Here is a 21,629-nt window from a genome sequence, read left to right on the forward strand (position 1 = left end):
GCCCCGAGTCGGCACCGGCCCGGGCACAGGATGCCGGCGCGCCCTCGTGCGTGCCGGCATCCTTCGTCGTCGCTTCAGGCCGTGGTGCCGGTGAGCTTCTCGACGAATTCGGCCACTTTGGCGTCCAGGCCGTAGGCCGTGCGGGTCAGTTCCTCGTTGCCGATGAAGTTGAAGATCGACGACGGCAGGTCGTAGGTCACGCGGGCGCGGCCGTCGGCGTCTTCGTAGACCATGATCTGGTTCGGGGCCTCCAGGCCGAAGCGCGTGTCGTAGCGCATCATGGTTTCGGCGATGAGCGGGTTGCCGTAGACGTACTTCTTGGCCTTCACCTGGTGCCCGTAGAAGCCCATCCACCGGCCGTGGTCGACCTCGAAGAAGCGCAGCATCCCGCTCGGCCCGAGCTGCTTGGTGATTTCCGCGTGCCACTCCTCGACGGTCTCCGACGCGGCGAGGATGTCGTTGAACTTGCCCCGCTCCACGTCACCGAGGACGGCGTCGAGATCGGCCACCACTTCCTCGTAGGTCCGGTCGCTGATGTACTCGTAGTTTTCCACCGTGTACTTGGTTTTCACGGGTTTCTCCCATCAGAGTCTGGCTAATCAAAAGCAGAGTCAGCCTACCACCGGAAGATCAGATCAGACCGAGGTTCGCGAGATCCGAGGCGTACTTCTCGATCAGCTCGGCCGTCACGTGCGGAATGTCCGCGTCCGTGCCCACGCGGGCACGCCGGACGGCCGCGCGGAAGCGATCCGCCGGAATCAGCGCCCCCGCAACGGGTTCCTCCGGCTCGGCGTAGGCGTGCAGCAGCGGCAGGAGCGAGTACTGCTTCTGCTTCTCCGGCAACGCGCGGATCGCCGTCTCGAACCGCCGGAACCACGTGTGGTAGTCCTCGACGCGGCTGATCCGGTGGCCGGCGGCGACCAGCCAGTCCACATAGGTGTCGAGCGAGACGCCGTCCTCGTGGGAGTTCAGCACGTTGTAGGTCCGGTAGCCTTCGGTCTCCAGGCCGAGCGCCGTGATCGCCTCGGCGGTGAAGTCCACGGGCAGGCCGTCGAAGTGCGCCGGACCCGGTCCACTGTAGAACGAGCGCGGCGCGATGCCCGTGACGATCAGGCTCAGCACCAGGCGCGTGAACATGTCGGGCACGTTCAGCTGCCCGGCGTAACGGCTGTGCGCCAGGATCAGGTCCGACCGGAAGGTGGTCACCGGCAGGTCCACCGCATCGTTGGCCTCGCGCAGCAGCACCTCCCCCGCCCACTTGCTGGTGCCGTAACCGTTGGCGTAGCTGTCGTCGAGTGTCCTCGAAGGACTCGTCTCGCGGATGTCCGACACCTCGTCGCCCGACGCGGCCTGCGCGGCCACGGCGAAGGTCGACAGGTAGGTGATCGGCTTGAGCCGCGCGGTGATCGCGAGCCGGATCAGCTCCGCGGTGCCCACGACGTTGGGGCCGAAGAGCTGGTCGTAGGGCAGCACGTGGTTGACCAGCGCGGCCGGGTGCACGATGAGGTCGACGGTGTCGGCCAGCAGCTGCCACACCGGCTCCGCCAGGCCCAGGTCGGCCGAGCCGATGTCGCCCGCCAGCACCTCTAGGTGGCCGGCGGCCAGCTCACGGAAGTGCTGCAGCAGCGCGATGTCGCCCGTGTCGAACGCCTCCTCGAGCCGCGCGTACGCCGCTTCCGCGGTGCGCCCGCGCACGAGGCAGACGAGTTTGCCGCCGGTTTCGGCAAGGCGTTCCAGCCATTCCAGGCAGAGGAAGCGGCCGAGGTACCCGTTGGCTCCGGTCAGCAGGACCGTGCGCACGGTTCCGGTGGCACGCGGCAGGTTCTTCGCCAACGCCAGGGTCTCGGCGTCGACGAACTTGCCGAGCGTGAGGTCGGCGGCGTGGACGACGGTGCTCCCGGCGCCGTGCACGGTGGCGAACGTCGGCCGCTTCACACCCGGCTTCCGCGCGTCCTCGATGTGCCGGGCGATCGCGCGCAGGTCGTTGGCCGGGCTGATCACCACGTCGACCGGAACGTCGACGCCGAAGATGTCGCGCAGCAGGTTCGAGAACGACAGCGCCGACAGCGAGTCGCCGCCGAGGTCGCTGAAGCGCGCGTCCGGACCCAGTTCCGCCGCCGACGCGCCGAGCAGCGCCTCCGCCGCGCGCGCCACCGTCTCCACCACCGGCCGGTCAAGTCCGAGCTGCCGCAGCTCCCGCAGCTCACTGCCTTCGCGGTCGGCGATCTCGGCGTACAGCGCTTCCAGGCGCTCTCCGTAGTGCTTCTTCAACGCCGGGCGCTGCAGCTTCTTGATCCCGGTGAGCAGTCCGTTGACGGTGCTGAACGGCTCGGTCTCGACCAGGAAGTCACGCGGGATCTCGTACGAGTTGAGCTCGGCCTCCTTGGCCGCCTGCTGCAGGGAATCGCTCAGCCGGCGCTTCAGCGCGGCGGGGTCGCCGTCGGCGAGCGCGGCCCGCGTCGGCACGATCACCGCGAGCAGGTGGGAGCGCTCGCTGCTGCCGTAGACGTAGATCTGCTCGACCAGCGGGGCCGCCGCGAACACGGCCTCCAGTTTGGACACCGCGACGAACTCGCCCTGCGACAGCTTCAGCACGTTCTTGCGCCGGTCGACGTACACGAGCTCGCCGGAGCTGTGCTCCGCCATGATGTCGCCGGTGTGGTAGTAGCCCTCGGCGTCGAACACCTCGGCCGCGGTGTCCGGCCGGCGGTAGTACCCGGTGACGAGCGTGCCGCCCTGGACCACCAGCTCGCCTCGCGGGTGCGGCAGGTCGGTGGAGAAGTAGCCGAGCTCCGGCACGTCGAGCAGCCGGTAGCCGGACACCCGGTGCGGCCACATCTTCCCGTCGAGCATGACCACACCGCCGGTTTCGGTGGCACCGTAGCCGTCGTGCATCGGGACGTGCAGCAGGGACTCCATGAACGTGGTCAGCTCCGCCGAAAGCGGCGCGGACCCGAAGCCGGCCCACAGGATCCGGCCGCCGAGCGTCTTCTCGCGCAGCTCGGTCTTCACCTCTTCGTCGAGGCCTTCGCGGAACCCACCGGCGGCGATGCGGCCGTCGAGCTCGCCGCGGTAGTGCTGGAACAGCATTTCGCAGATCCGCGGCACGACCAGCAGCTCGGTCGGGCGCACCAGCGAGTAGTCCTCCAGCATGGTGGACAGGTCGCTCTTGCCCACCAGGTAGACGGTGCCGCCGCACCCCAGCGTGCTGGCCATCACGTTCTGGCCGACGACGTGGCTCATCGGCAGGAAGTCGAGCACGATCGCGGGGTTGTCGCGGCCGGGCATGAAATCGCGCCACAGCTCGCGGGAGACGCGCTCGGTGTACATGGCGCCCTTGGGTGTGCCCGTGCTGCCCGAGGTGTAGATGAGCATCGCGAGCGGATCGGGGTCGGCGAGGTCGGCGGTGGCGAGCGGCGCGGCCGGCAGCGCGCAGCCGCGTTCGACGACGGCGGGCAGGACGTCGAGCACGACGTCACTGCCGGCCTCGGAAAGCCGGGCGCGCGCCGCGTCGACGCTGTCGCGGTGTGCGTCGACCTCGGCGATGTAGTCGAAGACCACGAGCCGCAGCACCGACGGGCTCGCGAGGACGAGGTCGACCGCCGGGCCGAGGTACTCCGGGCTCGCCACGAGGACCTTGGCGCCGGTCTCCTCGAGGATGGGCTTGAGCGTGCCGGCGGCGGCTCCGGCCTGCAGGGGCACGGAAACCGCTCCGAGCCGGACGCAGGCGAGCTCGACCGCGACGTAGTCGGAGCTGACGAAACCCAGCGTGGCCACGAAATCGCCCCGGCGCAGCGGCGTGTGCGGGTCGTGGTGCCATTCGCTCGCGACGGCGGTCGCGCGGGCCCAGAGGTCGCCGTAGCTGATCGTCTCGAAGCGCGGCAGCAACCGGACCTCGGTCCGGCCGGTGGCCGGGTCGGTGAAGGTCTCCCGCGCGCGCTCGCCCAGCGCGGGCCGATCGGCGTAGCCCGCCATGACTGCGGCCACGCTCGCCGCCAGCGACAGGCCCGGCCGGAACGCCGCCTCGCGGACGTCGGCCCGGGGAATCGCGTCGCGAACCTGTGAATCGTTTTCGCACAGCTGCGCCGTCCGCCGCTCGTACTGCCCCCGGGCGTCTTGTGGATGAATGGTGGTCATGACTTTCCTCCCCGAAAGCGAGTGGCCGGCCGGGATTCCGGCCGCGAAGTGGGTTGATAAACAAAACCTACTACGGGGTGGAAAGTTTTTGCCATCCCCCAATGTGATCTTGAGGGCGCCGTGTCCTATTGGTCGGGAAAAAAGATCAAGTATTTTTTCCGGCCGGCGAAATTCCCGGAAACGGGCAGCACAAAGGCCGTCCTGGCCACTCTGCCAGGACGGTTTTCGTGAATGAATCGCGCTTTTCGATGGGCGTTTTCGGCAAATCCGGTGAACGGACCACCGTCAGCAGAAGATCGGCGCGGCGAACGAACCGGTCAGGCCGACGCTGTTTCCGAGCGACGGCGGGCGGCCGTGTGCCGCACGAAGGCCACGGTCGGAACCGCCATGACCACGAGGACGACGCCGCCCACGAGAAGTCCCACGTGGACAGCGTCGGTGAACGCGGAGGCCACGGAACTCGTGACCGTGGTCTTCACGGAAGCCGGGATTCCGGCGGTGCTGCCGCCGTGGCTCGCACCGTCCACGATCCGGCGCGTCACCCCGGCGGGCACCCGGGCGTCGAGGAGCCGGTCGGACAGGTTCTTCGGGAACTTCGTCGTGACGATCGTGCCCAGCACACTCGGGCCGAGGACACTGCCCAGCTGCCGGAACATGTTCACCGCGGCGCTGGCCATACCCGCCTGCTGCGTGGGGACGCTGTTCACCGCGGCCGCGGTCGAGGGCGCCACGAGCAGCCCGGAACCGAACCCGACGATCAGCAGGCCGGGCCACACCTGCCCGAACCCCGGCGTCGGCCCCGTGACCAGAAGCAGCAGCGCGCCGGCCCCCATGATCACCAGCCCGCCGGTGAGCATGGTGACGAAGCCGATGCGCCGCACGAGCCGGGCGGCCACGGCGCTGACCACGATGTAGGTGCCGAACATGACCAGCATCCGCACGCCGGTGGCCAGCGCGCCGAGGTGCTGCACGCGTTCCAGGTACAGCACGCTGACCAGCGAGATCCCGACGAAGCCGAACATCGTGGTGGTCGCGACCCCCATGACCGCCGCGAACGAGGAGCTCTTGAACAGCCGCAGGTCCAGCATCGGGTCGTGGTGCCGCAGCTCGACGCGGACGAACGCCGCGAGCGACACCGCGAAAACCACATAGACGGCGATGATCTGTGCGGCCGCGTAGCCGACGGACCCGCCTTCGATGATCGCGTAGGTCGCCGACGCGACGACGATCGTGCCCAGCACCACGCCGGCCGGGTCGAGCCGCCGGGTCGGGTGCTTGCTCTCCGGCACCAGCACCGGCGTCAGCGCGATCGCGACGACGCCGAGCACGACGTTGGTCAGGAACACCGCGTGCCAGCTGGAGTCGTCGAGGAGAATCCCCGCCACCGGCGGCCCGATCGCCAGGCCCAGCCCCGAACAGCTCGCCCACACGCTGATCGCGCTCGTGCGTTCGCGCGGATCGGTGAAGGAATGGCTGACGATCGACAGGCTGGCGGGCAGGATCGCGGCGCCGCCGACGCCCATGAGTGCCTGGGCCGCGATCAGCAGGCCCGCGCTGTCGGAGAAGAACGCCAGGGCGCTGCTCGCGGCGAACACCACCACCCCGGCGAGGAACACGGCGCGGCGGCCGATCAGGTCGCCCAGCGTGCCCGCCGTGAGCACCAGGCTCACCACGACGAGCGTGTACGCGCTGCTGACCCACACCAGCTGAGCCGACGACGTGTGCAGATCGGACTGGATGGCCGGCAGTGCGGAGATCATCGACGAGACGTTGACGAACGCCATCATCACGCCGAGACAGACCACCGCCAGGGCCCACCACCGGCCGCGCGAGGGAGCTTCGGTTCCGGGTCTCGCGGCCCCTGACCTGGTCATGGCCACCTGCTGACTTTCCAAAGACATAGCCAGCACGCTAGCAGCCTGACTATGGTGAACGCTAGACAGGTACAGTGTCGGTCATGGCACACACACAGGAGCCCGAGGCGGACCTTCCCGTCGTGACGCGGGTCGGCGGGTTCGTCGACCGCGACGCGTGGACCGCCGAGGGCTGGTGCAAGATCGAGCGCGCGCTGGAGCTCGTCGGCACGCGGTCGGCGATGATCCTGCTGCGCGAGGCGTTCTACGGCGGCCGGCGCTTCGACGAGCTCACCCGGCGCACCGGGCTGAGCGACGCCGTCGCGGCGAAGCGGCTCAAGCAGCTCGTGGACGACGGCCTGCTGCGCCAGCAGCCCTACCGCGAGCCCGGGTCGCGCACCCGCCACGAGTACGTGCTGACCGAGCGGGGCCGCTCGCTGTTCCCCGTGGTGGTCGCGATGATGAGCTGGGGCGCCACGTTGGCCGGCCCGGCCGGCGGTGTCGAGCTGGTGCACGCCGGCTGCGGGGAACCGCTCCTCGCCGCCGTGCGCTGCGCGGCGGGCCACGACGTGACCATGGCGGACACCGAGGCGCGGATCTCCCGCGAGGCCAAGCGGACGCGGCGGGCGTAGCCTCCCCCGGCTGTCGCGAATGGACCGGCTCACGGCGCAATCCGCCGGCGCCGGGCGCGGGAAGCCCGCAGGTTGGCGATGTTGCCGCAGACTTTGACGTCGTGCCAGACGCGGCTGTTGTTGCGGGACCGGTCGTAGAACGCGATCGGGCACGCCGAGCTGCGGCAGGTCTTCAGGCGCCGCCATTCGTCCAGCCCGTCGGCGCGGTGGATCTCGAGCAGCATCGCACCGCCGACGAGCTGCCAGCCGCTCCCGGCCGGTTCGAGGTCCAGCCGGCCGTCGGGGGCGGTGCCCGCGGCGACCGTCAGCCCGGACAACGCGGGCAGCACCGGCTCGCCGTCGGTCCGCACAACGGCCGCGAGCTGTTCGCGCAACTGACGGAGTTCGCCGACATCCGCGGTCCGCAGCCGCACCCGACGTCGGCGATGGCCTCCGGCTGCCGCCCACTCCGCCATCGCCGCGGCCGCCCAGCGCTGCGCCGAGGCCACTGTGGACAGCAGATCGACGAACCCTTTCGCCGGGCTCGGCCGCGTGTTCAGCAGGTCCTGCACGAGCGCCAGGCCGCCCGGCGCGGCCGCGATGCCGAACCGCTCACCGGCCGGCCAAGCCAGGGAGAAGCCAGGCAGCTCGGACGAGATCGCCCCCGTCACGGAGCGGGAACGAAACGCGGCCCGCTGGTCACGAAGTCGGCGCGGTTCGCCCGGACGAACTCCTCGACCGAGAGCGGCGGCCGTCCGCCGACCCTCTCGACGACGTCGTTCGTGCCGGAGAACACGCCGTTGCGGTAGTCGATCGCGACGTTCGACAGGTGCTGCACGAGGTGCGCGTCGGTGCCCCGCTGCAGCCCCGAAGCGGCGAACTCCTCGACGCTGATCGGCTCGTAGTGCACCGGGTGGCCCAGCTCGGCCGCCATGGCCTTGGCGATGTCGTGGTGGTTCATCTCGACCGGGCCGTGCAACGAGTACGCCGCGCGGTTGTGCGGTTCGGGCTGCAGGAGCAGCGCGGCGATCACGCGCGACTGGTCGGCCGACGCGATCGGCGCGTGGCGGCCCTCGCCGAACGGCAGGCGCAAGTAGCCCTCGCCGTCGCGCTTCTCCCACCACAGCTTCAGCCACTCGGCGAAGAACGTCGGGCGGATGTGGGTGGTGAGCAGGTCGGTCCGGTCCAGCAGCCGTTCGCACAGCCAGTGCTGGCGCGCGGCGTTGCTGCCGGCCTCCCGGCGGGCCGAGATCTGGGACATGTTCACCACCGAGCGCACCCCGGCCTCGGTCGCGGCCTGCGCGAAGATCACGGTCGACTCCACCAGGCCCGGCAGGATCGGGTGGCAGAAGTACGCGCCGGTGACGCCCCGCAGCGCGGTGGTCATGCCGTCGAGGTCGTGCAGGTCGGCCACGACCACCTCGGCACCGGCCTCGGCCAGCGCGCGGGAGCGGTCGTCGTCGCGATGGACCATCGCCCGGACGCGGTGGCCGCCTTCGAGCAGCAGCTTGAGCGCGCCGCCCCCGGTCTTGCCGGTCGCGCCGGTGATCAGGAACAGCCTGTCGTCGTGGGACACTGCAACACCTTTCGCACTACGGGAAGTCATCGGGACAGGTCGCGGACGAACTCCGAGACCGCGGAGCCGATCAGGTCCGGGCTGTCCTCCTGCACGAAGTGGATGCCGGGCACCGTGATTTCCGTCTGGTTGGGCCAGGCCCGGCAGAACTCCCGCTGGCGGGAGCCGAGGATGGCGCCGGGTTCGGCGTTGACGAACAGCTTGGGCACGGCCGAGGTCGCCAGCCATCGGCCGTACCGCTCGACCACCGCCACCACGTCGGCCGGCTCACCCTCGATGGGCAGCTGGCGCGGCCAGCTCAACGTGGGCCGGCGGCTCTCCCCCGGCGTGCGGTACGGCGCACGGTAGACCGCCATCTCCTCGTCGCTCAGCTCGCGCAGGACCGCGCCCGGCAGCACCTGCTCGACGAACGCGTTGCCGTCGAGGATCATCGCTTCCCCTCGCGGAGAGCGGAAACCCTGGAACGTGCCGCGGAAGGACTCCCGCCGGTCGGCCCACGTCATCGGGGCCACGATCGACTCCATGTACGCGATCCCGGCGACCCGGTCCTGGTGCTGGTACGCCCAGTCGAAGCCGAGCGCCGAACCCCAGTCGTGCACCACGAACACGACGTCGTCGCCGAGGTCGAGGTGCTCCCACAGCGCGAACAGGTACTCCCGCTGCTCGAAGTAGGAGTAGCGGTCGGGGCCCGACGGTTCCAGCCGGCCGGAGTCACCCATGCCGACGAGGTCGCACGCGATCAGCCGGCCCTGGCCCGCCAGGTGCGGCATCACGTTGCGCCACAGGTAGGACGAGGTCGGGTTGCCGTGCTGGAACACGATGGCCGGGCCCTCGCCCTCGTCGAGGTACGCCATGCGCACCCCGTCGATCTCGGCGAACTTCTTCTCCGCGTACGGTTTGGTGTTCACTCTCGCCCTCCCTCGAAGGACAGTGCTTCGCCGGAGAACTCGACGGCGAGGTCGCTGAAGTCGACGATGATGGTCGGCCGGGACGCGGGCTTTCCGTCCACGATGGGGAGCACGTAGCGGTGCGTCGGGAACACCAGGCCGGAAACCCGTCGGTGCGCCTCCGTGTGGTGCGTCGCGGGCAGGTTGCCGAGCACGTAGGGCGCGTAGTCGACGCGGCGCTGCAGGCCGCGTTCGTCGTAGTAGAACGTCTGCCGCGTGCTGTGCGTGGCCAGGTGCGAGGGGAACGTGACGTGCAGCCGCCGCCAGTGGTGGCCGCCGCCCCGCCACGGCTCGAGCTCCTCGGTCCGCACGCCGGGCAACGTCAGCAGGTGCGGGTTGGTGAGGTAGTTCCACATGCCGTACCCCGCGAAGTACAGGGCGTGCAACGCGTCCCACTTCATCCCGCGGGCACGCGGCGGGAAGGACTCGCGCGGCGTGCGGCGCTCCTGGAGCACGGCACCGTCGGCGTCTTCGATCGTGACGCGCTTGGGCGTGTACACCCCGCGCAGCCCGCGGCCGGTGAAGTCGGCGAACACCGTGCGCTGCCGGTGCACGTCGACGGCCAGGTCGACGCCGGCGAACGTCTTCTCCTGGCCGAGGCCCGTCCACGTGGGACCGACCATGTGCAGGTGCGCCCGGATCGTCCGCGCTCTGCTCCACTGCTCGCGGCCGCCGTGCGTTTCCAGCACCAGGTCCAGCAACCCGGTGCGCTGACCGTCGTTCACCGATCCCGCCCTTCCGCCGGTCCTGCGCGCAGACTCAGACGGCGGCCTTGTCGTCGACCCGGTTGCCCTTCATGAGCCACACGGGACCCTCGGCGTAGGTGCTCGCCTCGGCGAAGAACGCGCCGAAGTACGGGCCCTGGGCGTGGGTGTTGAACGCCTCGACGTCGGCGTAGACCTCGTTGAGGTAGAAGACGTCCGGGTTCTCCTCGTCCGCGATGACCTCGAAGCGGATCGAGCCGGGCTCGTTGGCCAGGGAGTCGACGCCGGTCTTGCGGGCCACGCGCACGAAGTCGTCGCGGTGGCCGGGCTGGACGGTGAAGGAAACGAGGAACTGGTACATCGCCGGTTCTCCTGGGATCAGACAGAGGGTGAGCAACAGAGGCAAACGCAGTTCAGTCAATGAACTGCGGCCGACTGTAGCACAACTCCAGTTCAGTGAGCGAACTGGCGGAGTAGACTGCCCGTATGTCCCTTCCCAGTACCTACGCGGACCGCAACTGCTCCCTGGCGCGAGCCCTGGAGATCGTCGGTGAGCGGTGGACCCTGCTCATCGTGCGCGACGCGTTCTACGGCGTCCGCCGCTTCGGGGACTTCGCGACCCAGCTCGGCATCCCCCGCGCCGTGCTGACGGCCCGGCTGAAGCTCCTCGTCCGCGAAGGCGTGCTCACCCGCGACGAGAGCGCTGGCACCGTCGAGTACGTGCTCACCGACAAAGGCGTCGCCCTGTGGCCGATCGTCCGCTCGCTCATCAACTGGGGTGACGACTTCTACTCGCCGGCCGGGGTGAAGCGCGCGCTGCGCCACGACGCGGACGGCGCGCTGCTCGACCACGAGGGCCGGTGCGAGAAGTGCGGCGAGCTCGTCGCGCCCGCCGACACCCGCATCGAACCCGGCCCCGGCTTCACGCCGACCGGCGCCGAGCTCGACCCGGTGTCCGCCGCGCTCAACGTCCCGCGGCGGCTCCTCGAGCCGATCCCGGCGTCGCGCGGCTGACCACCCGCCGACGGGCGGTTACCAGTCGAGGGGCACGGCCACGAACGGCTTGTCCTCCGGCGCCACCTTCCGCGCCTCCAGCACCTGCTTCGCCGGCGCACCGGCGGGGACGCGCAGCGGCGGCTCGGGCTGCTCGATGGTGTCGGCGACCGTCGCAGCCACCGACTCCGGCGTCACGACCTCACCGCGCAGCACGGGGAGTTGCCGGTACAGCCCCGAATAGGGGTCGTCGTCCTTCACGTGCACCTTGGCGCGTTCGCCGCCGCCGGAGGAGACCGCGCCCGGCTGCACCAGGCTCACCCGGATGCCGAAGTGGCCGGTCTCGATGGCGAGCGTCTCGGCGAGCGCCTCCAGCGCCCACTTGGTCGCGCCGTACGGGCCGATCATCGGCAGCACCATCCGGCCCTGGATGCTGGAGACGAACACCAGCCGGCCCGAACCCCGCTCGCGCATGGCCGGCAGCACGCCCTGCACCACCCGGAGCGCGCCCAGCGTGTTGAGCTCGAACAGCCGCGCGACCTCGTCGAGCGGCACGCTTTCCAGTGGCGCGCGGACACTTTCCCCGGCGTTGCTGACCACGACGTCGATCTCGCCGGCTTCGCGGATGGCCGCGTCGACGCTTTCCTGGTCGGTCACGTCGAGGCGCAGGCGCTGGTCGACGGGCAGGTCGGCGAGCGCCTCCGGACGGCGCGCGGTGGCGATCACGCGGTGCCCGCGCCCGGCCAGCTCGATCGCGATGGCGCGGCCGATGCCCTTGGACGCGCCGGTGATGAGGACGGACGACATGGTGGTTCTCCTTGTCGGATAAAAGGGTTCGGGCTTGGTCGGGCCACAGTGGACATCGGCCGGGCAGGAGCTTCGGCGCAACCGCGTCAGCCCGGAGGCGTTCCCCGTTCGATCAGCATCACGTGGTTGCCGTCCGGATCGGTCAGCCGGACGTGCCCGTCGTCGCCCGGCAACGTCCGCCCACCGGCCGCGAGCGCCTGGGCCAGCGCGGCCGGCAGATCGTCGACCAGCACGGCGAACGCGGGCTGGGCCGGACGTTTCGGATCGGCCGGGCCGCACAGGAAAAGCGCCACGTGGTCGGAGGACACCCCGGCCCACCGATCGCCGTCGACCCCGCGCTCGACGCAGCCGAGCGCGGCGTAGAAGGCCCTCGAAGTGGCCACATCGGACACCGGCAGGACGCAGAACCTGATCGAGTTCACACCGTCTCCTCGGCTCAGCTCGCCCGGGCGAGCGGCAGGGCGTGCATGTCGCCGTCGTGGAACACCAGCGGCCGGCGGCCGAACGTCTCGACGGCTTCGACGCGGCCGACGGCGATCTCGTGGTCGCCGCCGGCGTACACGCCGTCCATCGAGCAGCTCAGCACCGCCGCGATCCCGTCGAGCTCGGGCAGCCCGTCGCGCCGGTGCCAGGCCAGGCCCCCGAACTTGTCGCCGCCGGAGCGTGCGAACACGCGGGCGACGTCGTGCTGGTCGGCGGCCAGCATCTGCACCAGGAACCGGCCGGCGGACCGGATGTGCGGCCACGTCGTGGACGACAGCGCGGCGCAGAACAGCACCAGCGGCGGGTCGAGCGACAACGAGGTGAACGAGTTCACCGCGAGGCCGACGGGCGCGCCGTCCGGCCCGGCGCTCGTCACCACGGCGACGCCGGTCGGCCACGCCCCGCAGTTCCGGCGCAGCTCGTCCGCGCCGACGCCGCCGCTAGCCACGGCCCGCCCCCGCGGCCGCCGTCGACAGCCCGGCGAGCTTCGGCTTGACGTCACTGGCGAACGTCTCGATGCCGCGCACCGTCTCCTCGTGCTCCAGGAACCCGGCCTGGCCCATGAGCAGCAGGTGCCCGAAGCCGCCGACGCGCTCGTAGAACCGCTCGATCTGCCCGCGCACCGTGTCGGCGCTGCCGGCGAACACGATCCCGCCGTCGATCATGTCCTGCAGCGTCATGGTGTTGAAGTCGTAGGCCGAGCGTTCCCCGGCCAGCCCCGCCGCGCGCACGAAGTACGGCGTGTACCCCGGCGGCTGCACGTGGTGGAACGGCACCTTGTTGGCCTTGACGTACCACATCAGCTTTTCCGCCCCGGCCAGGCCTTCCTCGTCCGTCTGTCCCGTGTAGACCAGGGCGGCGTAGGCGAAGCGGTCGTCACCGGGGACCGGCCGGCCCAGCTGCGCGCACTTGGCGCGGTAGGCGTCGAAGACCTTCCGGGTGCCGTCGAAGCCGGTGAGGAACGACGCGATCACGTGGCCGTTCTCCGCGATCCGGGCGGCACTGGGCGCGGTCATCGCCGTGACCCACACGGGCGGGTGCGGCTGCTGGTAGGCGCGCGGCCAGATGTTCACGTGGCGCTGCTGGAAGAACCGGCCCTCCCAATTGAACGGGCCGTCGTGCGTCGTCCACGCCTTGAGGATGAGGTCGTGCGCCTCCCACATCCGCTCGCTCATCATCACCGGCTTGCTGTTCACCGCCGAAACCTCGTACGGCACCCCGCGCACGAAGCCGACTTCCAGCCGGCCGCGGCTGAGCACGTCGACCAGCGCCATCTCCTCGGCCACGCGGACGGGGTCCTTGCGGTTGGCGATGGGGTTGCCCAGGATCAGGATGCGGGCGTGCTCGGTGGTGCGCGCCAGCACGCCGGCGATCACCGGGGCGGCCGGGTCGAGGCAGGTCGCCGTCTGGTGGTGCTCGTTGATCATCACGTTCAGGCCGGCCTGGTCCGCCACCTGCCACTCGGCGAGGTAACGGTCCCAGAGCTGCGCCGCACGCTCCGGGTCGATCACGCCGTTGGGCAGCTGTACGCGGACGGACTCGTAGGTGTCCTCCGGGGGCAGGTACGGGTAGGCGGTTTCGCTGAAGTGCCAGAATTCCATGGGATCGTCTCCGAAATCGGGTCAGCGCGAGAAGTCGCGGATGAGTTCGGCCAGTTCGGCGGGGCGTTCGACCTGGGGCCGGTGCCCCGCGCCCGGGAGCACCTCGAACCGCGCGCCGGGGATGGCCTCGGCGAACGCGCGGCCGTAGTCCGGGGTCACGATGCGGTCCGAACCGCCCCACACCACCAGGGTGGGCACGTCGATGCGGTGCAGCCACCGGCGCAGGCGCGGGTTGTGCAGGTAGGGCTCCCAGCCGTAGCAGGCCAGGGCTTCCTCGTTGCGGGCGATGCGCAGCACGGTGTCGCGCTCGGCCGCGGTGAGGTCGCCCGGGCCGGCGGCCGGGTCGTGGAAGGTGCGCGCGTCGAGCTCTTCGCGCGTGAGGTGGAAGACGTCGGCGATCTCCCGGTCGGTCGGGCCACCGGTCTTGATGCCCACGGGGTCGACCAGCACCACGCGCGAAAGCCGGGCGGTGGAGCGGATGGCGATCTCCGCGGCGAGCCAGCCACCGAACTGGCAGCCGACCAGCGTCACGTCGTGCGCGCCGATCCGGTCCAGCCAGTCGAGGTAGACGTAGGCGAGGTCTTCGACGCTGTCGAGCCACTCGGGCCGGGGCGAGAGGTCGAAGCCGGGGTGGCTGGGGGCGAGCACCGTGTTGGTCGCGCCGAGGTGCTCGGCGAAGCCCCGGTCGTCGCGCACGCCTTCGACGCCGTGCAGCAGCAACGCCGTGGGGCCCGAGCCGGTGGTGGTGACGTCGAGAACCACCCCGTCGGACACGGTGGTCCCGGTGGTCTCGTCGGTGAGGGTCAGCATGCGTGTGGTCCTTTCGCAGCTTCGGAGGGAACGGGGAGGCGCAGGCCGAGATCGCGGGCGATCCCGGCGCTGAGCCACTCGTCGTGGGGGTCGAGGGCCTGGTGGGTGGCCAGGGGGCCGCGCAGCCGGCGGGCCGGGCCGACGGCGGCGCCGGGGCGCAGGTAGAGCACGGCGCCGCGGCCGGCGTCGGCGACCCGGCGCAGCGCCGTGTGGAGCTGGTCCTCGCACCCGCAGAGCCGGGAGCCGAGGGCTTCGCCGAGCACGCACTCGACGTGCACGGCGACCGGTGCGTCGTCGTGCCCGGCGGGCTCGCCGAGGACGAGGGCCAGGTGTTCGCCGCCGAGCACGTCGCGGTAGCCGAGGGTGCGGAACCGCCCTTCCGGCAAGGGCAGCACGGTCTCGACCACCCGCGTCACGCCTTGGTGGGCGCGGTGGGCGATCACGTCGGCGACGTCGAGGATCGGGATCCCGAGACGTTGCGCCAGCGCGGTCAGGTACGGCCGGCGCGCGGGCTCGCCGGCCTCGTCGAGGACCTCGCAGATCGCCGCGGCGGGCCGCAGCCCGGCCAGCGTGACCAGGTCGAGCGACGCTTCGGTGTGGCCGCGCCGGGCGAACGAGCCGCCCGGGTCGGCGCGCAGCGGGAAGATGTGGCCGGGCCGCACGAAGTCCTCGGGCCGGCTGCCGGGATCGGCGATGGCCTTGAGCGTGGCGCTGCGGTCCTTCACGGAGATCCCGGTGCCGCCGTTGGCGATGTCGACCGAGACCGTGAACGCGGTGTGGTGCGGGGCGTCGTTGCGGCTCACCATGGGCCGCAGCCGCAGCCGATCCGTGGTGGCTCCGTCGACGGCCACACACAGCAGGCCGCGCCCGTGGGTGATCATCGTGTTCACCACGGCCGGGTCCGCGTGCTCGGCGGCCACGACGAGATCGCCTTCGGCCTCGCGATCGTCGTCGTCCACCAGCAGCACGAGCGCGCCGGCCCGGAGCGCGGCGAGCGCCGCGTCCACTAGTGGTCCGGTCATCACCGCCTCCAAACGTCGTCGTCCAGGCGATGGTGCTCCGCGAACGGGGGTTCGTCTGTGACTTGCGTTCACCTGCGCGGTGACCGGAAGCTCGGCGGGTGCGCAGCTGTGCGGACACGTGAGGGGCGGTGCCGGACCCGGCACCGCCCCTCACCCGTTTTCCTACTGCGCCGCGGGAATGTCCTGCCGGTCCGCGTCTCCGTGCGGTGTCACGGAAGCACCGTCAGCGGGCGCACCAGGCCGGGGAACCAGCGCCAGGGCCGCCGCGCACAACACCAGCACCAGCGCGCAGAAGGCGAAGAACCACGCCGGGCCCACCGTCGCGCCGATGATCCAGCCGCCCGTCAGCGGCCCGAAGATCGCCCCGACGCGGCCGAGGCCGTTGTTGAGGCCGAAAGCGGTGCCCCGCACGGGAGCGGGCACGCCGATGGCCACCACGTTGCCGATCATCGTCGTGGTCGAGCCCGCGCCGGCGCCCAGCAGGGCCACCGCGATCCACGCGATCCCCGGCGTGCTCGCGCCGACGACGCAGCCCAGCAGCCCGATCAGCCCCAGCCCCGTCGACAGCAGCCCGGCGGTCCGGGCACCGGCCCGGTCGGCGAAGAGCCCGAACGCCAGCGAACCGATCAGCGCCGAGACCGTCAGCACGAGACTGAACTGCAGCGACGACGTCAAGGTGTAGCCGAGTTCCTTCATGGACGTCGTGAGCCAGGTCGACATCCCGTTCCACACCAGCATGTTCGCGGTCGTCGCGAGGATGCAGGCGATCAGCAGGCGCCGGTGCCGGGCCGTCATGACCTGGGCGAACCGGACCTTCGCAGGTCGGACGCCGCCCGCGGCCGGGTGTTTCGGGATGACCAGCGCGGTGGCGGCCAAGGCCACCAGGGAAATCCCCGCCCCGATCCAGAACAGGGCCCGCCAGCCGAGGGTCGGCAGCACGGGGATGGCGATCAGCGACGCGCCGCCGCCGCCGCCGAGGATGCCGGAGCTGATCCACGTCAGCGCCAGGTTCATCCTCGCGGACGGAGCGGAGACGCGGGCCGCCATGATCGCGGCCGGGATGTTGCCGCCCACGGCCAGGCCCAGCACGAACCGGAACACGCCGAGCTCGATCGGCGACCGCGCGACCGCACAGGCCGCCACCGCCAGAGCGAGGAACACCGTCATCGTCAGGAGGATTCGCCGGGCGCCGAAGCGGTCGACGAACCGTCCACTCGCGACAGAGCCGATGAGCATGCCGAGGTAGGTGGCGCTCCCGATCAGCCCGGCGGCCGATGTGGAGAGGTTCCACCCGGGCTCCACCAGGAGCCCGGGCAGAACGGCGCCGAAGACGACGATGTCGTACCCCTCGGCGAAAATGGTCAAGGCGGCGACAGTCGTGATCAGATGCCAACCGTGGAGCTTCGTCGATCCAGGCACAGCGATACTCCCTCAGGGATTCGGGAAAAACGATCCAGCTGCGACCCCCCTGGCACTGTTTCGATTGATACTAATCCGACCACAGTCACGGCCGAATGGCTTCGTGGCAACAGTTACGTGCCGCGTAGGGGTCGGCCTACTTTTGGCCGGATTAGTAATCGAAAAACATTCCTGCCACCGAAGCGGCACGTCTCAGAGCGACGTCCAGGAATCGATGCGGAACGCACCGCCGGCGTTGCTGATCCGCGCACCCCGCCCACCCGGGAAGTGCCCGCCGTACACCGGCGCGGAGTTCTCCACCGCCCACCCGAGCAGCCGGGTGCGCGACCGCGCCGCCGTTTCGCCGTCGGCGTCGAGTGCGTTGCGCTGCCCCGGGTCCAGGATCTGCATCGGGTGGTGCACGAGGTCACCGGCGAGCAGCGCGTGCTCGCCGCCCGACGAGATGGTGACCACGCACGCCCCGGGCGAATGCCCCGGAGACGCCACGAGCCGCAGCGCGTCGTCGATCACGTGCTCTTCGCCGTCCCACAGCTGGGACTTCGCGTTCTGCACGACCGGCAGCACGCTGTCGTGGAACGTGGTCACGTAGCCGAACGGGTCCGGTGCGTCGGCGGACTTCGCCATCTCGGCCAGGTAGTCGAAGTCGACCTTGGGCAGCAGGTACGTGGCGTTCGGGAACGTCGGGCGCCACTCGCCGTCCTCCAGCGTGGTGTTCCAGCCGACGTGGTCGGGGTGCAGGTGCGTGCACACGACCAGGTCGATGTCCTCGGGCCGGGTGCCCAGCGCGGCGAGATTGTCGAGGTAGCCGGTGTCGAGGTGGTCGAACGGCGGCACGCCCGGACGCGGTTTCGCGTTGCCGATCCCGGTGTCGACCAGGATCGTCCGGCCGCCGCTGCGGACGAGGAAGCTCTGCGCGCACAACCACGCGTCCTCCGAGTCCGGCGACCAGAAGTCCGGTTCGAGCCAGCCCCGCTCCGCCTCCCACGCCTGCCGGTCCGAGTCGGGCAGCAGGTCGGGCCGCGTGAACAGCTTGCCGGTCCACTCGTCGACCCGGTCGAGGGTGACGTCCCCGAGGGACATCGTCGCATCGGTCATGAAGATTTCCTTTCCACTACACCGAAAGGCCCGTCAGCCTTTGGTCGGTTCTCCGTGGCCCGCGGCCATCTCGTGCAGCCGGGCGGGATCGACGAGCCGAAGCCCGGCGGGCGTCCGCTCGATCAGGCCCTGCTCACGCAACGTCCGCAGCGCCCGCGCGATGACCTCCCGCACCGAGCCGATCGACTGCGCCAGCTCGTGCTGGTCGGTCGCCACCACGAGCCCCTCGTCGGTGCGCTCGGCGAGCTCGAGCAGGTGCCGGCACACGCGCTGCAGCACGGGCTCGAAGATGTTGCCGCCCAGCACGTCGATGACCTCGAACGAGATCTGCGCCAGCTGCCCGGCCAGGTGCCACGCGATGGCCGCGTCCGCGGAGGCGAGCTCGCGCAGCAGCGCGCCGCTCATCATCGTGAGCTCGCAGTCGGTCACGGCGTAGGCGGTCCACGGGGTGGTGCCGGCGATCGCCGAGGGCAGGCCGAGGATCTGGCCTTCGCCGGCGTAGCGGATGGTGGCCGTGCGCCCGTCCGCCGTCACCAGCTGCACGCGCACATGTCCACTGTGGACGAGAGCGAACGTGGGCCCGGCGTAGGCTTCGCCGATGCTCTGCCCGGCCGGCACCCCGACCACCACCGACGAGGCCAGCAAGGCGTCGCGAACCTCGCCCGGCAGCTCGGCGAGCGGGCTCGCCTGCCAGGCGCGCGCGCTGCGTTCTCGTTGTGAAGCCTTCACCGGTGCTCCCCGTTCGCGAGCCGTGGTCCTCACGCGTCCGCGGTGACCCACAGGTGGTCGGTTTCCGCCGTGGCGTGGCGCAACGGCCGCACGCCGGTGTAGGTCTCCGACTCGTACCAGCGGTCGAACTCGGCCCGGCTCGAGAACTCGATGAGGATCAGCCGGCCCGGGGACTCCCGGCCCTCGACGGTCTTGTTGTCGTCGCAGAGAGCCTTGATCGAAGCGTCGAACCCGGCGAGGCTGTCGGTGGCGGCCCGGATGTAGGCCTGGTGGCCCTCGGGGTCGTGGACGTTGGTCCCGGCCAGCATGTACACACTCATCTCGTTCCTCCTTGAACGCCGACAAGAGCAGCACGTCGCCATGAAGAGAAACACGCCGGCCACCGGCGGGCAAAGGCACGAGTAACCCAGGTTACGCGGGCGGTTGACCGCGGTGGCGCGCCGGGAAGAAGGCCACGGAGAAGCCGGAAAAACCGTGGTACAAACGCGAGTGGTGAAGGGAGCGGACCATGGGTGACGATCACCGGCTCGGCCGGCGCGCCCGCGGCTGGCTCCGGTTCCTGCACCGCAAGGCCACGACCCCGGACGACTGGTCCTCGAGCGGCCGGCCCGCGCCGTGGTGGGACGACAAGAGCACCCCGCCCGTGCTGAACTTCGCCCGCTTCGACCTCTCCGAGTCCAGTTACGCCGTACCGATGATGGCCGACGTGACACCCGCCTGGCGCGAGGTGTACGTCGACATCATGGACGGCTTGCTCAGCCGCCACACCACGCACTGGGCGGCCATCGACTGGCTCACCCAGATCGGGCACGACCCCGACCGGGCCCACTACCCGGAGGAGTTCATCAAGCTCTGGCTCCCCCGCCACCTGGCCGGCGAGTACGACATGCCCGGCTGGACGGCCAACGGTGTCGAACCGTGGGGCCTCGCCCCCGATCCCGTCGGCGCCGAGGGGAACCTGTTTTTCAAGGGCTGGCTCAACCTGCTGCTCGGCTTCCACGGCTACGTCTCGCGCGACCGGAAGTGGAACGAGCCGTTCAGCGTCGCCGGCCTCGACGACACCACGTACTCCTGGACCCACGACGGCATCAACGCCCTGCTCACCCGCCAGTGGACCGAACGCCCCGAGGGCCCGCACTGCGAGAACACCAAGATCTGGCCGTACTGCCTCAGCGCGGCCGGGCTGGGCCTGCGGATGCACGACATCCTCACCGGCGGCGGCGACCACTGGGTCTACGACAACTGGGTCGAGATCCTGCGGCAGCGGTACCTCGGCATGACCGCGGGCGGCACCGTCGAGTGGACCGCGCTCTACTACGACCCGCTCGCCGACTACGTCCACCGCGCCGGCCCGACGTCGGGGCTCTCGATCGCGGTGTACATGCTGCCGCAGAACCCCGTGCTGGCCGAAGCGCTGTACCGCACCGCCGTCGACAAGATCGGCTGGAGCGACCCGACGCGCCCGGTGCGTTCCCTGCCGGACCCGCGGTTCCTGCTGCTGGGCATCGTGCTGGCGCGCGAGTTCGGCGACTACGTCACGTTCGCGAACCTCGACGCCTACGCGGAAGAGCACTTCCGGCCCGGCTTCTTCGGCTCCGCGGCCGACGACTTCGGCTGGGGCTTCGGGCTCGACGAGCCGTTCCCCCGCGGCCAGCTCAACGGGCTGCTGATGATGGCCGAGATCGGCGGGCCCGGGGCGTGGTCGCGCGTGTTCACCGAGCCGAACCTGGCGAAGTTCGACCAGCCCACGGTGTCCGAAGTGGACTTCCCGTACCTCGGCATCGACATGGCGTACAACGAGGGCGAAACCGGCATCCTGCACATCGGCACGTACGCGGCCACGTCGTCACACCGGGGCCGCGCGACCACGTTCCGCGTCTCGCAGCTCGCCGACACGGCCACCTGCGTGCTGCGCTGCGACGGCGCGCCCTACGAACGCTGGCGCGCGCTCGACCGCCACACCATCGAGGTCGACCTCGTCATCGGCGACCACGAGCTCCAGGTCTTCCCAGCTCCACCGACTGCCACCACCATCCCCATCGGCACGGAACGAGGCCACGATGTCCACCCCCGGCTCCAGCTCGTCGACCCCGGTGTCCACTCCGGACTGGCCGGCACTCGCCGCCCGGCTGACCAAGGTGCTGCACCTGGCGGCGCCGCCGGTCGCCTTGACCTTCCGTTCGGCGGCGGATCGATCCCCCGGCCACCCTGCGCCTGCTGCTGAGTCCGGCCTCCCGCCGGCACCGGCCAACGAACACGGCCGCACCGGCGCCGTCCCCGCCGGCTGCGTGTTCTGGATCCAGGGCGCACAGGCGCCGGTCACCACCTACGCGGCCGACCACGCCAACTGCAGCGTCGGCAGCCTCACCCACGGCTTCCGCACGCTGGACGAGGTCGCGGCCAACGACGACGTGCAAGCGCTGCTCGAAGCCGGCTGGGTCGGTCACGACGACGTGGTGACGCTGCCCGTGGTCGCCGAACGCACGGAGTCGGTGCACTACGCCCCGCTCGGCTCGGTCACCGAAACCCCCGACGTCGTGCTGATCCGCACCAACGCCCGCGGCCTCATGACGGTCAAGGACGCCGTGCCGGACCTGCCGGTCGAGGGCAAACCGCAGTGCCACATCGTCGCGATGGCCCAGCAGGGCCGGGTCGCCGCCAGCGTCGGGTGCGCGCTCAGCCGGGCCCGCACCGGAATCCGGGCCGACGAGGCCACGTGCGTGTTCCCCGGCTCCCTGCTGCCCGAGCTGATCGACCGGATCGAGCACCACGCCAGGCTCGACGCGCGCATGGCCCAGTACGCGGGAGCCGACGCGCAGCGCTTCGCCTGAGACCGGGCGGG

General features: G+C 70.7%; 22 protein-coding genes. 4 read left to right on the plus strand and 18 right to left on the minus strand.

Annotated elements, in window-relative coordinates; genetic code table 11:
- Window positions 1-74: 74 nt before the first annotated feature.
- The 3 genes from ACQPXB_RS37500 to ACQPXB_RS37510 form a co-directional block, all read right to left on the minus strand.
- Complete coding sequence (locus ACQPXB_RS37500; protein WP_432846304.1) at window positions 75-572, minus strand: DUF302 domain-containing protein; 498 nt, start codon at window positions 570-572, stop codon at window positions 75-77.
- A 58-nt stretch (window positions 573-630) separates the two neighbouring features.
- A complete protein-coding gene (car, locus tag ACQPXB_RS37505; RefSeq protein WP_432846305.1) occupies window positions 631-4,137 on the minus strand; it encodes a carboxylic acid reductase in 3,507 nt (1,168 codons plus the stop codon).
- A gap of 317 nt (window positions 4,138-4,454) precedes the next feature.
- Window positions 4,455-6,038, minus strand: coding sequence for an MFS transporter (locus ACQPXB_RS37510; protein ID WP_432846306.1), 1,584 nt, complete (start codon window positions 6,036-6,038; stop codon window positions 4,455-4,457).
- A 56-nt stretch (window positions 6,039-6,094) separates the two neighbouring features.
- On the opposite strand from ACQPXB_RS37510, the gene ACQPXB_RS37515 reads away from it, so the two are divergent.
- Window positions 6,095-6,622, plus strand: a complete 528-nt coding sequence (locus ACQPXB_RS37515; RefSeq protein WP_386947523.1) for a winged helix-turn-helix transcriptional regulator — start codon at window positions 6,095-6,097, stop codon at window positions 6,620-6,622.
- 29 nt (window positions 6,623-6,651) lie between these two features.
- Here the strand turns inward: ACQPXB_RS37515 and ACQPXB_RS37520 are convergent, their stop codons facing one another.
- From ACQPXB_RS37520 to ACQPXB_RS37540, 5 genes are read right to left on the minus strand one after another with little or no spacing between them, the layout of a single operon-like run.
- A complete protein-coding gene (locus ACQPXB_RS37520; RefSeq protein WP_432846309.1) occupies window positions 6,652-7,272 on the minus strand; it encodes a CGNR zinc finger domain-containing protein in 621 nt (206 codons plus the stop codon).
- Entirely contained in the window at window positions 7,269-8,177 is a 909-nt protein-coding gene (locus tag ACQPXB_RS37525) for an NmrA family NAD(P)-binding protein (RefSeq protein WP_366582946.1), read from the minus strand. Before ACQPXB_RS37525 ends, ACQPXB_RS37520 begins: the two co-directional genes overlap by 4 nt.
- A gap of 26 nt (window positions 8,178-8,203) precedes the next feature.
- Window positions 8,204-9,085, minus strand: a complete 882-nt coding sequence (locus tag ACQPXB_RS37530) for a haloalkane dehalogenase (RefSeq protein ID WP_366582947.1) — start codon at window positions 9,083-9,085, stop codon at window positions 8,204-8,206.
- A complete protein-coding gene (locus ACQPXB_RS37535) occupies window positions 9,082-9,849 on the minus strand; it encodes a hypothetical protein (protein WP_432846311.1) in 768 nt (255 codons plus the stop codon). Before ACQPXB_RS37535 ends, ACQPXB_RS37530 begins: the two co-directional genes overlap by 4 nt.
- Before the next feature lie 34 nt (window positions 9,850-9,883).
- Complete coding sequence (locus tag ACQPXB_RS37540) at window positions 9,884-10,189, minus strand: putative quinol monooxygenase (protein ID WP_432846312.1); 306 nt, start codon at window positions 10,187-10,189, stop codon at window positions 9,884-9,886.
- Window positions 10,190-10,314: 125 nt separating this feature from the next.
- On the opposite strand from ACQPXB_RS37540, the gene ACQPXB_RS37545 reads away from it, so the two are divergent.
- A complete protein-coding gene (locus ACQPXB_RS37545; RefSeq protein WP_366582950.1) occupies window positions 10,315-10,842 on the plus strand; it encodes a winged helix-turn-helix transcriptional regulator in 528 nt (175 codons plus the stop codon).
- Window positions 10,843-10,860: 18 nt separating this feature from the next.
- On the opposite strand, the gene ACQPXB_RS37550 is transcribed toward ACQPXB_RS37545, so the two are convergent.
- The 10 genes from ACQPXB_RS37550 to ACQPXB_RS37595 all read right to left on the minus strand — a co-directional run bounded on the left by ACQPXB_RS37550 (window position 10,861) and on the right by ACQPXB_RS37595 (window position 19,107).
- Window positions 10,861-11,628: an SDR family oxidoreductase gene (locus ACQPXB_RS37550; protein ID WP_432846315.1), complete on the minus strand. Its 768-nt coding sequence runs from the start codon at window positions 11,626-11,628 to the stop codon at window positions 10,861-10,863.
- Window positions 11,629-11,714: 86 nt separating this feature from the next.
- Window positions 11,715-12,050: a VOC family protein gene (locus ACQPXB_RS37555; RefSeq protein ID WP_432846317.1), complete on the minus strand. Its 336-nt coding sequence runs from the start codon at window positions 12,048-12,050 to the stop codon at window positions 11,715-11,717.
- 14 nt (window positions 12,051-12,064) lie between these two features.
- Complete coding sequence (locus ACQPXB_RS37560) at window positions 12,065-12,559, minus strand: flavin reductase family protein (RefSeq protein ID WP_432846318.1); 495 nt, start codon at window positions 12,557-12,559, stop codon at window positions 12,065-12,067.
- On the minus strand, window positions 12,552-13,712 hold the full coding sequence (locus ACQPXB_RS37565; RefSeq protein WP_366582954.1) for an LLM class flavin-dependent oxidoreductase: 1,161 nt from the start codon (window positions 13,710-13,712) through the stop codon (window positions 12,552-12,554). The genes ACQPXB_RS37560 and ACQPXB_RS37565 overlap by 8 nt, the downstream gene beginning before the upstream one ends.
- Window positions 13,713-13,733: 21 nt before the next feature.
- Complete coding sequence (locus ACQPXB_RS37570; RefSeq protein WP_386947509.1) at window positions 13,734-14,522, minus strand: alpha/beta fold hydrolase; 789 nt, start codon at window positions 14,520-14,522, stop codon at window positions 13,734-13,736.
- A complete protein-coding gene (gene ribB, locus ACQPXB_RS37575) occupies window positions 14,516-15,544 on the minus strand; it encodes a 3,4-dihydroxy-2-butanone-4-phosphate synthase (protein WP_432846321.1) in 1,029 nt (342 codons plus the stop codon). Before ribB ends, ACQPXB_RS37570 begins: the two co-directional genes overlap by 7 nt.
- Before the next feature lie 162 nt (window positions 15,545-15,706).
- A complete protein-coding gene (locus ACQPXB_RS37580) occupies window positions 15,707-16,963 on the minus strand; it encodes an MFS transporter (RefSeq protein WP_432846323.1) in 1,257 nt (418 codons plus the stop codon).
- A gap of 192 nt (window positions 16,964-17,155) precedes the next feature.
- Entirely contained in the window at window positions 17,156-18,058 is a 903-nt protein-coding gene (locus ACQPXB_RS37585) for an MBL fold metallo-hydrolase (protein ID WP_432846325.1), read from the minus strand.
- Between the two features lie 33 nt (window positions 18,059-18,091).
- On the minus strand, window positions 18,092-18,787 hold the full coding sequence (locus ACQPXB_RS37590; RefSeq protein ID WP_432846327.1) for a Crp/Fnr family transcriptional regulator: 696 nt from the start codon (window positions 18,785-18,787) through the stop codon (window positions 18,092-18,094).
- Window positions 18,788-18,816: 29 nt separating this feature from the next.
- Window positions 18,817-19,107, minus strand: a complete 291-nt coding sequence (locus tag ACQPXB_RS37595) for a DUF1330 domain-containing protein (protein ID WP_366582960.1) — start codon at window positions 19,105-19,107, stop codon at window positions 18,817-18,819.
- Between the two features lie 188 nt (window positions 19,108-19,295).
- On the opposite strand from ACQPXB_RS37595, the gene ACQPXB_RS37600 reads away from it, so the two are divergent.
- Window positions 19,296-21,011: a hypothetical protein gene (locus tag ACQPXB_RS37600; protein WP_432846329.1), complete on the plus strand. Its 1,716-nt coding sequence runs from the start codon at window positions 19,296-19,298 to the stop codon at window positions 21,009-21,011.
- A complete protein-coding gene (locus ACQPXB_RS37605) occupies window positions 20,926-21,618 on the plus strand; it encodes a DUF169 domain-containing protein (RefSeq protein ID WP_432846330.1) in 693 nt (230 codons plus the stop codon). The genes ACQPXB_RS37600 and ACQPXB_RS37605 overlap by 86 nt, the downstream gene beginning before the upstream one ends.
- Window positions 21,619-21,629 lie beyond the last annotated feature (11 nt).

This window comes from Amycolatopsis sp. CA-161197 (assembly GCF_050942255.1).
Lineage (GTDB): Bacteria > Actinomycetota > Actinomycetes > Mycobacteriales > Pseudonocardiaceae > Amycolatopsis.